Annotated in this window: 15 protein-coding genes; 2 read left to right on the top strand and 13 right to left on the bottom strand. The window is 70.8% G+C overall.

The features are described 5' to 3' along the window. Positions 1-1,023 precede the first annotated feature (1,023 nt). The 7 genes from DVW87_RS15030 to DVW87_RS15000 form a co-directional block, all read right to left on the bottom strand. On the bottom strand, positions 1,024-2,748 hold the full coding sequence (locus tag DVW87_RS15030; RefSeq protein ID WP_114688618.1) for a bifunctional metallophosphatase/5'-nucleotidase: 1,725 nt from the start codon (positions 2,746-2,748) through the stop codon (positions 1,024-1,026). 42 nt (positions 2,749-2,790) lie between these two features. Further along, positions 2,791-3,912: an NADH:flavin oxidoreductase/NADH oxidase gene (locus DVW87_RS15025; protein ID WP_114688617.1), complete on the bottom strand. Its 1,122-nt coding sequence runs from the start codon at positions 3,910-3,912 to the stop codon at positions 2,791-2,793. A 4-nt stretch (positions 3,913-3,916) separates the two neighbouring features. Further along, on the bottom strand, positions 3,917-4,429 hold the full coding sequence (locus DVW87_RS15020; RefSeq protein WP_114688616.1) for a CPBP family intramembrane glutamic endopeptidase: 513 nt from the start codon (positions 4,427-4,429) through the stop codon (positions 3,917-3,919). A gap of 251 nt (positions 4,430-4,680) precedes the next feature. Further along, on the bottom strand, positions 4,681-5,646 hold the full coding sequence (gene glpX, locus DVW87_RS15015) for a class II fructose-bisphosphatase (protein ID WP_114688615.1): 966 nt from the start codon (positions 5,644-5,646) through the stop codon (positions 4,681-4,683). 72 nt (positions 5,647-5,718) lie between these two features. Next, positions 5,719-6,474, bottom strand: a complete 756-nt coding sequence (locus DVW87_RS15010) for a glutaminyl-peptide cyclotransferase (protein ID WP_114688614.1) — start codon at positions 6,472-6,474, stop codon at positions 5,719-5,721. Further along, entirely contained in the window at positions 6,474-7,280 is an 807-nt protein-coding gene (dapD, locus tag DVW87_RS15005) for a 2,3,4,5-tetrahydropyridine-2,6-dicarboxylate N-succinyltransferase (RefSeq protein ID WP_114688613.1), read from the bottom strand. The genes DVW87_RS15010 and dapD overlap by 1 nt, the downstream gene beginning before the upstream one ends. Before the next feature lies 1 nt (position 7,281). After that, positions 7,282-7,944 carry a pyrimidine 5'-nucleotidase gene (locus DVW87_RS15000; RefSeq protein ID WP_114688612.1) on the bottom strand — a complete coding sequence of 221 codons (663 nt, stop codon included), beginning with the start codon at positions 7,942-7,944 and terminating at the stop codon, positions 7,282-7,284. A gap of 117 nt (positions 7,945-8,061) precedes the next feature. On the opposite strand from DVW87_RS15000, the gene DVW87_RS14995 reads away from it, so the two are divergent. Continuing rightward, positions 8,062-9,069, top strand: a complete 1,008-nt coding sequence (locus DVW87_RS14995; protein ID WP_114688611.1) for an LLM class flavin-dependent oxidoreductase — start codon at positions 8,062-8,064, stop codon at positions 9,067-9,069. Between the two features lie 162 nt (positions 9,070-9,231). Here the strand turns inward: DVW87_RS14995 and DVW87_RS14990 are convergent, their stop codons facing one another. From DVW87_RS14990 to DVW87_RS14980, 3 genes are read right to left on the bottom strand one after another with little or no spacing between them, the layout of a single operon-like run. Beyond that, positions 9,232-10,620, bottom strand: coding sequence for a sensor histidine kinase (locus DVW87_RS14990; protein WP_114688610.1), 1,389 nt, complete (start codon positions 10,618-10,620; stop codon positions 9,232-9,234). A 7-nt stretch (positions 10,621-10,627) separates the two neighbouring features. After that, positions 10,628-11,293, bottom strand: a complete 666-nt coding sequence (locus tag DVW87_RS14985; RefSeq protein WP_114688609.1) for a response regulator transcription factor — start codon at positions 11,291-11,293, stop codon at positions 10,628-10,630. A gap of 12 nt (positions 11,294-11,305) precedes the next feature. Next, complete coding sequence (locus DVW87_RS14980; protein WP_147276279.1) at positions 11,306-11,602, bottom strand: hypothetical protein; 297 nt, start codon at positions 11,600-11,602, stop codon at positions 11,306-11,308. A 363-nt stretch (positions 11,603-11,965) separates the two neighbouring features. Between DVW87_RS14980 and DVW87_RS14975 the strand changes: the two genes are divergently transcribed. Beyond that, positions 11,966-13,741, top strand: coding sequence for an ABC-F family ATP-binding cassette domain-containing protein (locus DVW87_RS14975; protein ID WP_114688607.1), 1,776 nt, complete (start codon positions 11,966-11,968; stop codon positions 13,739-13,741). A 190-nt stretch (positions 13,742-13,931) separates the two neighbouring features. On the opposite strand, the gene DVW87_RS14970 is transcribed toward DVW87_RS14975, so the two are convergent. The 3 genes from DVW87_RS14970 to DVW87_RS14960 are packed head-to-tail and all read right to left on the bottom strand — an operon-like array spanning position 13,932 to position 15,639. Then, positions 13,932-14,105, bottom strand: a complete 174-nt coding sequence (locus DVW87_RS14970; protein ID WP_114688606.1) for a Trm112 family protein — start codon at positions 14,103-14,105, stop codon at positions 13,932-13,934. Next, positions 14,102-14,746, bottom strand: a complete 645-nt coding sequence (locus DVW87_RS14965) for an LON peptidase substrate-binding domain-containing protein (protein ID WP_114688605.1) — start codon at positions 14,744-14,746, stop codon at positions 14,102-14,104. Before DVW87_RS14965 ends, DVW87_RS14970 begins: the two co-directional genes overlap by 4 nt. Next, a complete protein-coding gene (locus tag DVW87_RS14960; RefSeq protein WP_114688604.1) occupies positions 14,743-15,639 on the bottom strand; it encodes a tetratricopeptide repeat protein in 897 nt (298 codons plus the stop codon). The genes DVW87_RS14965 and DVW87_RS14960 overlap by 4 nt, the downstream gene beginning before the upstream one ends. Positions 15,640-15,751 lie beyond the last annotated feature (112 nt).

The following is a 15,751-nucleotide window of genomic DNA, read 5'->3' as shown; positions in this document are numbered from 1 at the left end:
TGTTCGCGGTGATGGAACAGCGCCGGGCCGGCGCACAGGTGACGGCGGCAAGCCCGCCGGCAACGGCGCTGGGCGTCTGCGCCGGCCAGTCCGCGACGGAGGCGCGCCGCCGGGCGCCGGACCTCCTGCTGCTGCCGCGCGACGCCGCGGCCGAGCTGGCGCTGCTGGAGCGGCTCGCCGACGGGTGCGAGCGGTATGCGACGCGCGTGGCCTTGTGGGGCGGCGACGTGCTGCTCCTCCACCTGCCCGTGGGCGCCGACGAGGCGAGCGTGGCGCAGGAAGCGGAAGCGCGGTTCGGTCACCTCGGCCTCACCGTGCGCGCCGCCGCCGGCGCCTCGCCCGAGGCCGCGGAAGCGCTTGCCCGCTTCCAGACCGTGCCCGCCGCCGACGAAGCGGGCGCGATCCGCCGCCTGCCGCTCGCCGCGCTTGGGCTCGATCCGGACGAGGAGGACGCCTTGCGCGCCGCCGGCCTGCGCTGCATCGGCGACCTTGCCGATGGCCCCGCCGCCCGCGCGCATGCCGACCCGCTGGCGCGCCTGCTCGGCCGGTCGGACGCGCGGGTCGCCCCGCGCCGCCCTGTCCCGGCCTTGCAGGTGGAGCGCGCTACTGCCGGAGGCGCGCCCGACCTCGCCGCCACCTTTGCGGACATGGAGGGCGCGCTTGCCGACCGGGTCGCCGGCAGCCGCCGGTTCACCTTGCGCTGCTTTCGCCGCGACGGCCTGGTCTTCGCGTTGGCGGCCGAGTGCAGCATGGCGGTGGGCGATGCGGAAGCCATCCGCCTGCTGTTCGCCCCCCGCCTTGCCGCAGAGCCTGCCGCGTGGGCGGAGGCGGACCTGGTCCGGCTCGGCGCGGGCGAGCTGGTGCCGCTCGCGCCCACCCAGTTGCTGCTGGAAGGCGGCGAAACCGCCGCCGTCCCGCGCCCCCGGCCCGCCCGTCAGGCGAAGGGACGGACCACCGGGCCTGCCCAGCCCGAATTTGAGCTCACCCTCGCCCCGCCGCCGCCGTCCCCGCCGGCCCGGCTCGTCAGCGTGCCGGCAGTCCCTTCACCGTCACCCGGTTCGCCGCCGGCGGGCTCAGCCGCGGGTGCGCGCGCAGATAGGCTTCCAGCGCTTCCAGATCGGTCCCGCCGCGCGCCACCACGGCTGCGTCGCGCAAGCCGGTGAAGCCGTCGCCGCCCTGCGCCACGAAGTTGCTGACCACCACCCGGTAGGTGCGCGCCGGATCCAGCGGCTTGCCGTTCACGGTCGCATCGCGCACCCGCTGGCCGACTGGCGCGCGCAGGTCCAGCGTGTAGCGCAGCGCCGACGACGGAGCGAGCAGGTTGGGCGTGTCGCGCCCGTCACGCACCTGCTGTTCGAGCAGCGCGAGCAACTGCCGCCCGGTCACCGCGCGTGCCTCCAGCACGTTGCCGAACGGCTGCACGGCATAGATCTGGCCATAGGTCACCTGCCCGTCCGGGGCCGGCAGCAGATCGGTGCGCACGCCGCCCGAGTTCATGAAGCCGATCTCCCCGCCGGGGATCGCCGCCACCTGCGCGTCGGCGATGAGGTTGTTCAGCGGCGCTTCCTGCTCGCCCCGTTCGGCGCGCAGGGCGGGGCCGGTCAGCGTGCCTACCCTCCGCTCCACCTGGGTTCGCGCCGCCGCGGCATAGCGCGCGACGATCGCGCCGACCGCCGGATCGGCGGCAAAGCGCGGCGCGGCCTCGGTCAGCGGCACCGCCCCGCTCGCCCCGGTGAACGCCTCGCCCTGCACGATCACGTTCCTGGCGGTGCGCGCGACCACGCGGTGTGCGACGGGATCGATCGTCAGCCGGATGTCCGTCAGCAAGGTGCCGAACGCCTCCGCGCTGGTGACGAGAAACGGGCGGGCGGCATCGATCTCGCGATAGTCGCAGATGTAGCGGTTGTGGCTGTGGCCGGAGACGACCAGGTCCACGCCGTCCAGTTTCGCCAGGATCGGCATCAGGCTGCCGCTCAGCCCGGCGCACCCCTCGCCGGTATAATCGGGCGCCAGCTGCAGCCCCTGGTGGATCAGCAGCACCACGGCGTCGGCGCCCTGCCGGCGCAGCTCGGCCGCGGCGGCGCTGGCGGTGTCGGCCTCGTCCTCGAACCGTAGCCCCTCGATATTCTGCGCCGAGACGATGTCCGGCGCGCTTTTCAGCGTTTCGCCGATAAAGCCGATGGTGACCGCGCCGAACCGCTTCAGCGCCGTGCCGGGGAACAAGGTGCTGCCGTCCGCGCGCCGGACGTTCGCCGCCAGCATGCCGAAGCGCGCGCCGGGGAACGGCCGGTCCACCTGGCAAGGCTCGCGCAGGGTGAACTTCTCGCATCCGCCTTTGGCCAGCCGGAACAGCTCCCCCTGCCCGCGATCGAATTCATGGTTGCCGACCGCGCCGAGCTCCAGCCCCATGGCGTTGAGCGCCAGCACCGAAGGCTCGTCGAGGAACAGGGAGGAGGTGAGCGGCGAGGCGCCGACCATGTCGCCGGCCGACACCACGATGCTGTGCGCCTGCCCGCGACGGGTCTGCGCCACCGCGCTCGCCAGATAGGCCGCGCCGCCCGCGGGCACCTGTGTGCTCGCCCCGGGCCGCCCGAGCGGCACCGACTTGTGCGGCGGCTCGAGATTGCCGTGGAAATCGTTTATCGCGACGATCCCCACCTCCACCGGCGCCCCCGCCTGATGGACGGGCGGCACGGTGGCGCAGGCAGAGGCGAGAAGAGCGAGCGACAGGGCGAGAAAGCGGGTCATCCGCGCCCTCTCGCCGCCGATTGCGTCACGGACGTGACGGTTTCAGCTTTCCGCGCTGCCTTTCACGTCGAACAGGTGGCGATATTGGCGCGGCTGCGAGCGGAGATACTGGTCCGGCGCCTTTACCCGTGCGCCCAGATGCGCCGCGGCATGCCACGGCCAGCGCGGATCGTAGAGGACGGTGCGGGCCAGCGCGATCATGTCCGCATCGCCCGTGCCGACGATGGCCTCGGCCTGCTCATAATCGGTGATGAGGCCCACCGCGACCACCGGCATCGACACTGCCGCCTTTACCGCGCGGGCGAGCGGCACCTGGTAGCTCGGCCCCACCGGAATGTCCTGCCGCGCGTCCAGTCCGCCGGAGGAGACATGGATTGCCGCGCAGCCGCGTGCTTCCAGCGCCTGGGCGAAGGCGATCGTCTGCTCGGCGTCCCAGCCGCCCTCCACCCAGTCGCTGCCCGACACCCGCATCGTCACCGGCCGCTCCGCCGGGAACGCCGCGCGCACCGCGTCGAACACTTCCAGGGGAAAGCGCAGGCGGTTCTCCAGGCTGCCGCCATAATCGTCTTCGCGTCGGTTGGAGAGCGGCGACAGGAACTGGTGGAGCAGATAGCCATGCGCGCCGTGCAGCTGCACCGCCTCGATCCCCAGCCGCGCCGCCCGCCGCGCGGCGGAGGCGAACGCCTCGCGCACCCGCGCCAGCCCCTCGCGGTCGAGCGCCGCCGGTGCGTTGTCCCCTGCCCCGAAGGCGAGCGGCGACGGCGCCACCGTCTGCCAGCCGTTCGCGTGATCGGGAGCGAGCTGCGCGCCGCCCTTCCACGGCAGGTCGGTGGAGGCCTTGCGCCCGGCATGGCCGAGCTGGATGGCGATGGGCATATCGGACCAGCGCCGCACCCCGTCCAGCACGCGGGCCATCGCCGCCTCGGTGGCGTCGTCCCACAGGCCGACATCGGCATAGGTGATGCGCCCTTCCGGCTCCACCGCCGTCGCCTCGATCGTCAGCAGCCCCGCGCCCGACAGCGCAAGCTGGCCGAGATGGATCAGGTGCCAGTCGGTCATGCAGCCGTTTTCCGCCGAATACTGGCACATCGGCGCGATCACGATGCGGTTGGGCAGCGTCATCGCGCCCACCTCCACCGGCTGGAACAGCTTGGGTCCGCTCATGCTTTCAGTCCTCTTGATTGCTTGCCGGCGGGAACGCAGCGGCGGCCTGCCGGGTCCATCCGCGCCGCAGCCGCCCGCCCGCCAGCGGCCGTACGACCAGCGCGTTGAGGTCGATCGCGGCATGCGCGGCCATCGCCACCCACAATTGCCCGCTGGCGAGGTAGAGCACCGCCAGCACGATGCCGACCAGCGCGGTGGCCAGCATCCCGCGCCAGCCCTGGTAGCGGTGCAGCAGGGCAAAGGCCGCCGTGCCGACAACGAAGCCGGCCAGCGCCCCCCCGCCGACCAGCGCGAACAGCACCGGCAGGACCAGGCGGAAGAACAGTTCCTCCGAGACGCCGGCGACCAGCGACAGGAACGCCGCCGCCGGCAGCTCCTCGCGCCAGCGCGGCAGGATGGAGGCGAGCGGCACCAGCTCCAGCGCCGGCTTGCCCCGCCGGGCACGCGCCCAGGTCCAGCCGGCATTGAACAGCGTCCCCGCGGCCAGCGCCGCCGCGACCAGCCAGGCCGGCAGCATCTCGCCCGCCGGATCGAAGCCCAGCGGCTCGGCCAGCGGCAGGAAGAGGCGCGGCAGGTGGCCGATCGCGGGCAGACCGCACAGCAGCGACAGCGCCGCCAGGCTCGGCAGGCCGTAGCGCAGGCCCAGCGCCGCCGCCCAGTTCCAGTAGCGCGCCGGCCCGTCCAGCGCCCGCCCCGGGCGCCGCCTCAGGCCCGAGGCGACGATCGCAAGCGCCGCCGCCAGCAGCAGCGCGGGCAGCCAGTGGCCGATCAGAGGCGGTGCTCGCCCTTGACCCAGCGCACCGTGCCCGAGGACGCGCGCATCACCACGCTTTCGGTGGTCATCACCCGGCCCTTGCGCTTCACGCCGCCCAGCAGCGAGCCGTCCGTCACGCCGGTCGCCGCGAAGATGCAGTCGCCGCGCGCCAGCTCGGTCAGGTCATATTGCTTGTCGAGGTCGGTCACGCCCCACTTGGCGGCGCGCGCGCGCTCGTCGTCGTTGCGGAACAGCAGGCGGCCCTTGAACTGCCCCCCGACGCAGCGCAGCGCCGCGGCCGCCAGCACGCCTTCCGGCGCGCCGCCTGCGCCCATGTAGAGGTCGATCACCGTGTCCGGGTTGGTGGTGGCGATCACGCCGGCCACGTCGCCGTCGCCGATCAGCACCACGCCTGCGCCGATGGAACGCAGCTCGGCGATGATCTTCTCGTGCCGCGGACGATCCAGCACGCAGACCATGATGTCCTTCGGCTCCACGCCCTTGGCCTCGGCCACCGCGCGCACGTTCTCGGACGGGCTGCGGTCGAGGTCGATGATCCCTTCCGGATAGCCGGGTCCGACCGCGATCTTGTCCATGTAGACGTCCGGCGCGTTGAGCAGCCCGCCTTCCTCGGCGATCGCCAGCACGGCCAGGCTGTTCGGCCCGGCGGTGGCGCAGATGGTGGTGCCTTCCAGCGGATCGAGCGCGATGTCGATCTTCGGCCCCTTGCCGATCGCCGAGCCGACCTTTTCGCCGATGAACAGCATCGGCGCCTCGTCGCGCTCGCCCTCGCCGATCACCACGGTGCCGTCCATGTAGAGCGTGTTGAGCGCGGTGCGCATCGCGTCCACCGCGGCGGCATCGGCCGCCTTCTCGTCGCCGCGCCCGGTCAGGGTGGAGGCCGCGATCGCCGCCGCTTCGGTGACGCGCACCATTTCGAGCACGAGTACGCGATCAAGAACGTTGCTGGCGTCGGTCATGGAGCCCCCTGTGCGATGTCGCTTCCGCGCTTAGGCAAGGGCCGCCGCCATGTCGAGGCTCCGTGTCCGCGCTCAGCGTCCTTTGGGCGGCTTGATCTGGAACAGGGTCGGCCATTCCTTGCCGGTGACGAACAGGCGGCGACCCTTGGCGTCCCAGGCGATGCCGTTGGCCACCTGGTCGGCGCCGAACACGCCGGCCTGCGCATGCAGCGCGGCGAGATCGATCCAGCCGATCACATGGCCGTCTTTCGGATCGATCCGCGCGACCCGGTCGGTCATCCAGATGTTGGCGAGGATCTCGCCGTCGACAAATTCCAGCTCGTTGAGGTTGGCGACCGGAGCGCCGCCGGCGGTAACGGCCAGCGTACGGCGGACGCGGAAGGTGCGTGGATCGAGCAGCCGAAGCGTGGGGGTGCCGTCCGACAGGATCAGATTGCGCCCGTCGGAGGTCAGCGCCCAACCCTCGCCCGCGTAGCGGAAGCTGCCGAGCTTGCGGAAACCGTCGCGCGACCAGCGGAAGCCGATCCCGTCCTTCCAGGTCAGGCTGAGGATCTGGTCGCGCCAGGCCACGATCCCTTCGCCGAACAGGGGCGGCGGCACCGGCACCTGCCGCAGCACGCGACCGGTCTCCAGCTCCACCTCGCGCACCGACGAGCGGCCGACCTCGCCCGTGCTCTCGAACAAGGCACCGCCGTCGAAGAACAGCCCCTCGGTATACGCCTGCGGATCGTGCGGGAAGCGGCGCACGACCTCGGCCGGAGCCGTGTCCTGCGCGAACGCCGCGGCGGGCGCGAGCAGCGCCAGTGCGAGGAGGAAGGCGCCGCGCATCAGTCGCGCAGCAGCTCGTTGATTCCGGTCTTGGACCGGGTCTGCGCGTCCACGGTCTTGACGATCACCGCGCAATAGAGCGCCGGCCCGCCGCTCTCCGACGGCAGGGAGCCGGGCACCACCACCGAGAAGGGCGGCACCTGCCCGCGATGCACCTGCCCCGTCGCGCGATCCACGATCTTGGTCGAGGCGCCGAGATAGACCCCCATCGACAGCACCGCGCCTTCGCCCACGCGCACGCCCTCGGCCACTTCCGAGCGCGCGCCGATGAAGGCGCCGTCGCCGATGATCACCGGATCGGCCTGCAACGGCTCCAGCACGCCGCCGATGCCGGCGCCGCCGGAGATATGCACGCCGCGGCCGATCTGCGCGCAGGAGCCCACCGTTGCCCAGGTATCCACCATCGTGCCCTCGCCGACATGGGCGCCGATGTTCACGAAGCTCGGCATCAGCACGCAGTTGCGGCCGACAAAGGCCCCGCGCCGCACCACCGCGCCCGGCACCGCGCGAAAGCCCGCCTCGGCGAACTGCGCATCGGACCAGCCGGCGAACTTCAGCGGCACCTTGTCGTGATACCCGCCCTCCATCACGACATTGCCGTTGAGGCTGAAGCTCAGCAGCACCGCTTTCTTCAGCCACTGGTTGACCCGCCAGCCGTCCCCGTCCGGCTCGGCCACCCGTGCGGTGCCGGCGTCGAGCAGCGCCAGCGCCTCCTCCACCGCCGAGCGCACCTCGCCGCGGGTGTGCTGCCCGATGCCGTCGCGCGCTTCCCATGCCTGGTCGATAAGGGTTGCAAGGTCGGTCACGTCAGGCCTCCAGTATCCGTTCCAGCCACGCGGTGATGTCGTGGGTGGTGAAATCGATAAAGCTGCGATCGTCGTCGGCGCTCTGTTCGGAACCGTTGTCCACCCACAGGGTGGCCATGCCGATCGCCTTGGCCGGCTTCAGGTTGCGCGCCATGTCCTCGGCGAACAGCGACTGGCGCGGGTCCAGCCCGAAGGCGGCGCACAGCCCGGCATAGGCGGACGCCTGCGGCTTGGGCACCAGATCCATCGCGTGGATGTCGTGGATCGCCTCGAAGCTTTCCCCCAGGCCGAGGCGGTCGAGCACCTTCAGCGCATAGGGCTTGTCGCCGTTGGTGAAGACGAGCTTGCGCCCCGGCAGCTTGGCGATCGCCGCGGCCAGCGGGGCGTTCTCCTCCAGCACGTCCATCTCGATGTCGTGGACGAAGCCGAGGAATTCGTGCGGATCGACGCCATGCTCGGCGATCAGGCCGGACAGGGTGGTGCCGTGGTGCAGGAAATAGTCCTTCTGGAGGCGGAACGCCGCCTCGCGCTCAAGGCCCAGCCGGCGGGCGACGAAATCGGTCATGCGCCGGTCGATCTGGCCGAACAGGTCCGCGCTCGACGGATAGAGCGTGTTGTCGAGATCGAAGATCCAGTTGCGGATGTGACCAAGCGCCGGGAGCATGGCCGGGCGTGTAGGGGCTGCGCGCAGGCGTGCAAAGCCCGGCCGCCAAGGAAATATGGCGCGCGCCCAAGCCGAACATGGGTGGCACGGCTTGTCGCGCCTCCCCATCTTGCTCCCATGACCGATTACTCGCTCCTCGATCTCGTGCCCGTCGTGCAGGGCGGCACCGTTTCCCAGGCCCTGGCCAACGCCGCGGACCTTGCCGCCCATGCCGAGGCGCAGGGGTTCAAGCGTTACTGGATGGCCGAGCATCACGGCATGAACGGCATCGCCTCGGCGGCGACCTCGGTGGTGATGGCGCATGTCGGGCACGCCACCTCCACCATCCGCATCGGCGCCGGCGGCATCATGCTGCCCAACCATGCGCCGCTCCAGATCGCCGAGCAGTTCGGCACGCTGGATGCGCTGTTCCCCGGCCGCATCGACCTCGGCCTTGGCCGCGCGCCGGGATCGGACCAGCGGGTGGCGCAGGCGATCCGGCGCACGCTGGTGAGCGACCCCAATGCCTTTCCGCAGGACGTGATGGAGCTGCAAAGCTATTTCGCCGACGATGGCCAGACCGGCATCCAGGCGACGCCCGGCGCTGGCGCGAAGCCCGAGCTGTGGATCCTCGGCTCCAGCCTGTACGGCGCGCAGCTCGCCGCCGCGCTGGGCCTGCCTTATGCCTTTGCCTCGCACTTCGCGCCCGATGCGCTGGACAATGCGATCGCCATCTACCGCCGCGACTTCCGCCCGTCGGCACAACTCGAGCGACCGCATGTGATGGCCGGCTTCAACGTCTTCGCCGCGGAGACGGATGAAGAAGGCGAGCTCCTCGCCAGCTCGCAGCAGCAGACCTTCGTCTCCCTGCGCACCGGCAACCCGATCCAGTTGCCGCCTCCCCGCGCCGGCTATCGCGAAAGCCTGGGGCCGCAGGGTGCCGCGATCCTCAACCACACGCTCAGCTGCTCGGCGGTGGGCAGCCGCCAGACCGTGCGCAACCAGATCGCCGCCTTTGTCGAGCGCACGGGCGTGGACGAACTGATGATCACCAGCGCGATCTACGACCATGAAGCCCGCAAGCGCAGCCTGACGCTCACCGCCGAGGCGATGGCCGAGCTGAACGGGGTGAAGGCCGCGGCGTAGCAGGATCACATGAGGCTTACTCGACCGTCATTGCGAGCGTAGCGAAGCAATCGAGGGCCGCTCGCGAAACCCTGGATTGCTTCGCTGTGCTCGCAATGACGGCTTGCCCGTGTGTTAACGCGCTTTAGCTTGCTCGCCTCCCTAGGAAGAGGAGACGCCTGCCTAGTTCGCCGCCGGCAGCCGCAGCCGCACCAGCAGCCCGCCGAGATCCTCGCTTTCCTCCAGCGCGATCGTGCCGCCATAGATCTCCGCCACGTCGCGGGTGATGCCCATGCCCAGGCCCGTGCCCGGCTTGCCCGTGTCCAGCCGCACCCCGCGATCGAAGATGCGCGTGCGCTCCTCGCCGGGGATGCCCATGCCGTCGTCCTCGATCAGGAACTCGACAAAGCCGGCCTGCGCGGACACCGTCACGAACACGCTGCCGCCGCCATATTTCGCGGCATTCTCGATCAGGTTGCCCAGCATCTCGTCCAGGTCCTGCCGCTCGACATGGACCTGGAGGTCGCGCGGGCCGGTCACGTCGATGCGGACATGGCGATAGAGCCGCGCCACCGCCCGCTCGACCGATTCCAGGCTCGGCCATACGTCCGCCCGGCTGTGCGCCGAGCCGCGCCGCCCGACTGCGCGGGCGCGGGCGAGGTGGTGGTCCACCTGCCGCCGCATGGTCCGCGCCTCGCGCACCACGGTTTCGGCCAGATCGTCCGAGCCGGCGGTCGCTGCGTTCATGATGACGGTCAGCGGCGTCTTCAGCGCATGGGCGAGGTTGCCGGCATGCCGCCGCGCTTCCTCCGCCTGCCGCTCGTTGTGCGCGATCAGGCCGTTCAGCTCCTCCACCAGCGGCGCGACCTCCACCGGCATCGCTTCCTCCACCTGGCGCGACTTGCCCGCCCGCATGCGCGCGATCTCCTCGCGTACGCGGCGCAGCGGCCACAAGCCGTAAAAGGTCTGCAGGCCCGCCATCACGATCAGCCCGAGCCCGAGCAGCAGGAACGAGCGCACCAGCGTGCGGCGCAGCACCTTGATCTGCTCGTCCAGCCCGGCGCGGTTCTGCGCCACCTGGAACCGCCAGCGCACGCGGCTGCCGGGCAGCGTCACGTCCCGCTCCACCACCCGCAGCTTCTCGTCCGCAAACTGCGCGCTGTCATAAGCATGCACCGCGCGATCGTCATGGGGCGCACCGTAGCGCAGCGTGCGGTCCCACAGCGAACGCGAGGGAAACGGCTCGCGCCGCGTCCCGCTCACCTGCCAGTAGAGCCCGGAATAGGGCTCCAGAAAGCGCTGGTCGGCCGGCTCCCGGTTGAAGATCACCTCGCCTTCCGGCCCGATCTCCGCCGTGGTGATGAGCGCCGTCAGCACATATTCGAGCTGGTCGTCGAAATTGCGCGTGATCGCTGCGGTCAGCACGCGATCGAGCGCAAAGCCGCCGCCCGACAGCAGCAGCGCGATCCACGCCGCCGCGATCAGGATCATGCGCCGCGACAGCGAGCCCGTGGTGCGCACATAGCCGCGCGCCAGCGTCACGGTGTCGTCGGGCGCCGCGTCCGAGGTCATGCGGGCGTCAGCCGGCCGGGTCTTCGAGGCTGTAGCCGAGGCCCCGGATGGTGGTGATCACGTCCTGGCCCAGCTTCTTGCGGATGCGGGTGACGAACACCTCGATGGTGTTCGAATCGCGATCGAAATCCTGGTCGTAGATATGCTCGATCAGCTCGGTCCGGCTCACCACCTTGCCCTTGTGGTGGAGCAGGTAGGAAAGCAGCTTGTATTCCTGCGCGGTCAGCTTCACCGGCTCGCCCGCCAGCGTCACCTTGCCGCTGCGCGTGTCCAGCCGCACGTCGCCGGCGGTCAGCTCGCTGGACGCATTGCCCGAGGCGCGGCGGATCAGCGCGCGCAGCCGGGCGATCAGCTCCTCCGACTGGAACGGCTTGGCGACATAATCGTCGGCGCCCGCGTCCAGCCCCGCCACCTTGTCGGACCAGCTGTCGCGCGCGGTGAGCACCAGCACCGGCGTGGTCTTGCCCTCCTTGCGCCAGCGGTCGAGCACGGTCAGCCCGTCGATCTCCGGCAGGCCGAGGTCGAGCACGATCGCGTCGTAGCTTTCGGTGGAACCCAGGAAGTGCCCCTCCTCGCCATCGGTCGCCAGATCGATGGCATAGCCGGCGCCCTCCAGCGTGGACTTCAACTGCTGGCCCAGGTTCGGCTCATCCTCGACGATCAGAACGCGCATGCTGGCTCCCTCTCAATTACCGGTCTGGCCGAGATAGCGGCCGCTCTGGCCATCCATCTCGACCCAGATCACCGCGCCATCGCGCAGGAACTTCAATGTGTAAACACAGCTGAGGATATCGAGGTCGGCGCCGATCCAGCGCGCGTCCCCCATCCTGGCCCGCGCCCCGTCCACCACCTGCGGCAGCGGCAGCAGGCGGCATCGGCGCATGGCGTCCTTCACTCCCGGCGCGGCGCGACGCTGCACCGGCTGCGCCAGCGACGGCGCGGCAAGCACGAGGAGGCCGGGAACCAGAAGAAGGAACTTCATCCGCATCGGCTGTCGCATAGGGTTAGCGCGTTGAACAGCCTGTGAATGTAACGCAGGGGCTGGCTACGCCAGCGACCTGGCGCAAGGCCGGCCGGCGGGGCGGCAAGGCCGGCCCTGTCCGACGTCATGCCGCAGCGTCGGGGCCGGACCGCGTCCGCCACCAGACGCAAGGCCGGCCGGCGGGCCGGCGCAGCCGACCCGTCCGACGTCATGGGATTCACTCCCATGACGGCCCGCGACGGCGATGGGTCCGCTTCAAGAGCCCGCCGCGGCAAAGCCGCGTCGTCAGTCGGCGCCCAGGCGCCGCTGGCCGGGCGTGCGCTGAGCCTCGCTTTAGCTCCGCTAAAGCGCTAGGCGCGCGCCATGGCTGCCCCCATCCTCTCCTATGAAAATCTCGGCCTCTCGCAAGGCTCGCACTGGCTGTTCCGCGGCCTGGACCTCCATGTCGGCCCGCGCGACCGGCTGGCGCTGATCGGCCGCAACGGCGCGGGCAAGACGACCCTGCTGAAGCTGATCGCCGGCACCATCGACAGCGACGAGGGCCGGCGCACCATCGTGCCCGGCACCCGCGTGATCCTGCTGGAGCAGGAGCCGGCGCTGGCCGGCTTCGCCACGCTGGCCGATTACGTGATGAGCGGCGCCGACGCGCCCTCCGCCCATGAGGCCGACGCGATCGCCGACCAGCTCGGCATCGACCTGTCGCGCGAGGCGGCGTCCGCGTCCGGCGGCGAGCGGCGCCGCGCGGCGATCGTCCGCGCGCTGGCGCTGAACCCGGACGTGCTGCTGCTGGACGAGCCGACCAACCATCTCGACATCGGCGCGATCGACTGGCTGGAGGACTGGCTGACCCGTTTCCGCGGCGCGTTCGTGGTCATCAGCCACGACCGCACCTTTCTTACCCGCCTGACCAGGCAGACGCTGTGGCTGGACCGGGGTAGCTTGCGCCGCTCGGAGATCGGCTTTGGCGGGTTCGAGGCCTGGACCGAACAGGTCTATGCCGAGGAGGAGCGCAACGCCGCCCGGCTCGACGCCAAGCTGAAGATCGAGGAGCATTGGCTGCAACGCGGCGTCACCGGCCGCCGCCGCCGCAACCAGGGGCGCCTCGCCAAGCTGAAGGAGATGCGCGCCGAGCGCGCGGCGATGACCGGGCCGCAGGGCTCCGCCAACCTCGTCACCGCCTCCGACGACAGCCGCACCAAGGTGGTGATCGATGCCGAGCATGTGTCCAAGAGCTTCGGCCCGCGCACCATCATCCGCGACTTCAGCTTGCGCGTGCGGCGCGGCGACCGCATCGGCCTGGTCGGCGCGAACGGCGCGGGCAAGTCGACGCTGCTCAAGCTGCTCACCGGCGAGGTGGAGCCCGACAGCGGCTCGGTGAAGCTCGCCAAGACGCTGGACGGCGTGGTGATCGACCAGCAGCGCAAGCTGATGGCGCCGGAAAAGTCGGTGCGCGACGTGCTGGCCGAAGGCGGCGAGTGGATCGACGTGCTGGGCGTGCGCAAGCATGTCCACGGCTATCTCAAGGAATTCCTGTTCGATCCCTCGCTGATCGACGCGAAGGTCGGCTCGCTGTCCGGCGGCGAGCGCTCGCGCCTGCTGCTCGCGCGCGAGTTCGCCCGGCATTCCAACCTGCTCGTGCTGGACGAGCCGACCAACGACCTCGATCTCGAGACGCTCGACCTCCTCCAGGAGGTGATCGCCGATTATGACGGCACCGTCCTGATCGTCAGCCACGATCGCGACTTTCTCGACCGCACGGTGACCGTCACGCTGGGGCTCGACGGTTCGGGCCATGTCGATGTGGTGGTCGGCGGCTACGAGGATTGGGAGCGCCAGCGCCGGCCGCGCGGCGAGGCGAAGAAGGCCACCGCAAAGGCCGCCGCCGCACCGCCCCCGCCGCCGCCCGCACGCACCAAGCTGACCTACAAGGACCAGCGGGACTATGAGCTGCTCCCGAAGCGGATCGAGGCGCTCGACGCGCAGATCGCCCGCGACGAGGCGGCGCTGGCCGATCCGGCGCTCTACACCCGCGATCCGGCGAAGTTCGACGCGTTGAGCCGCGGGATCGGCGCGGCGCGCGAGGAAAAGGACGCAGCGGAGATGCGCTGGCTGGAACTGGCGGAGCAGGTGGAGGGCTGAGCCTTACGCGCCCCGACGACGAACGCGAACGTCACCCCGGACTTGTTCCGGGGTCCACCCTTCCGCACACTCCCAAGCCGCGGCGCTCGCCCGACAGTGGATGCCGGAACACGTCCGGCATGACGATCGGGTAAGCCTGACACGATGTTACCATCGGACAGCTCCGCCCGCGTCACGAGGGGGTGAAGGGCTAGAGGCGGCGCGCCTCGTCCACCAGCAGCACCGGCCGCCGGTCCCGCACCGGAAACGCCAGCCCGGCCGCATCCGACACCAGCTCCCCGGCCTCCGCCTCCCAGCGCAGCGGCCCGCGGGTCACCGGGCAGACCAGGATCGCCAGCAGCGCCGGATCGAGCGCCCGGCTCATTGCAGCGTCACCGCTTCGTCGCCGTCGCCATGGCGGCCGAAGAACTGCATCAGCTGGATCAGCAGCTCCGCCCGCGCCGCGATGTCCGGGGCCTCCAGCAGCGCCTGCTTGGCGGCGACGTCGAACGGCGCGATCTGGGCGATGCCGTCGACCAGCGCCTCGTCGTCCAGCCGGCTCACCGCTTCCCAGTCGACGGCATAGCCCTGCGCCTCGGCATAGCGGCGCGATTCCATCTCCAGCGATGCGCGGTGGGCCAGCGCCAGCGCCTGCGGCTCCGCGGCGTTCGGCAGCAGCTCCGCCTCCACCTGGCGGAACGGGGTGGTGACGTCCAGCTCGCGCAGCACGCGGAACAGCGCCACCCCTTCCAGCACCAGATTGTAGCGGCCGTCGTCCAGCGCCTCCACCTCGGCGATGCGGCCCACGCAGCCGAGGTCGAACAGGGGCGGGCGGTCGCCCTCGTGCGCCCCGCCCTCGATCAGGACGGGACGCGGCTGGATCATGCCGATGCGCCGGTCGCGCGCCATCGCGTCGGACACCATCGCCCGGTAGCGCGGCTCGAAGATGTGCAGCGGCAGGTGCATGCCCGGGAACAGCAGCGCGCCGGACAGCGGAAAGATCGACAGCCTTGCTGGCCGGCTCATCCGAAGAGGATCGCCGACAGCTTGCGGCGCTGCTGCGACACCCAGGGGTCTTCCAGCCCGACCACTTCGAACAGCTTCAGGAGCTGCTGGCGCGCCGCGCCCTCGTTCCATTCGCGATCGGCGGCAACGATGCCGAGCAGCGTCTCGGCCGCCGCGTCGCGGTCGCCCGCGGCCATCTGCCCGCCGGCCAGCTCGAAGCGCTTGTCGAGGTCGTCGGGGTTGGCGGCCACCTCCGCCGCCAGCGCGGAAAGATCGTCCACCGGGCGCGCCGTGCGGGCGAGCGCAAGGGCGGAGCGCGCCCGCTCGATCTCCGGCGCCCCGGCCGCTTCTTCCGGCAGATCGGCCAGCAGCGCCTCCGCATCGTCGAACTGCTGGGTGGCGACCAGCGCGCGCAGCAGGCCGGAAAGCACCGCCACGTTCTCCGGCGCCATCTCGGCCAGCTGGGTGAAGATGCCCAGCGCCCGCTCGCCATCGCCCTCGCCCAGCACCTGTTCGCCCATTGCGATCAGCGGCTCGAGCTCGGCCTCGGCATCCGCCGCGCTGGACTGGATCGGCAATTGCTTCAGGAGCTGGTCGAGCAGCGCGCGCAGCTGCGATTCGGTGCGCGCATTGGTCAGGTCCGCGACCAGTTGCCCCTGGAACATCGCATAGACGGTCGGGATCGAGCGGATCTGGAATTGCGCGGCGATGAACTGGTTCTTGTCCGTGTCGATCTTGGCCAGCACCACGCCCTTGTCGGCATAGGCGGCGGCGATCTTGTCCAGCAGCGGCGACAGCGCCTTGCACGGGCCGCACCATTCCGCCCAGAAATCGATAAGGACGAGGGAAGTCATCGAGGGCTCGACGACGTCGCGGCGGAACGCCTCCACGGCTTCCTTCTCGGCGGGCGACATTCCCAGCGTGGCCAAGCTTCATTCTCCCCAGGCAATTGCCGCGCTTATGTGGGCGCACCGCCGCGGGAAGGAAAGGGGCGGATTGCCCGCCCCCTTGTTCCACCGTCACCCC

The sequence above is a fragment of the Sphingomonas aracearum genome, from assembly GCF_003345355.1.
GTDB classification, from domain to species: domain Bacteria; phylum Pseudomonadota; class Alphaproteobacteria; order Sphingomonadales; family Sphingomonadaceae; genus Sphingomonas; species Sphingomonas aracearum.
The sequence above is the reverse complement of the archived record's forward strand: the minus strand, read 5'-3'. Positions and strand labels throughout refer to the sequence as shown.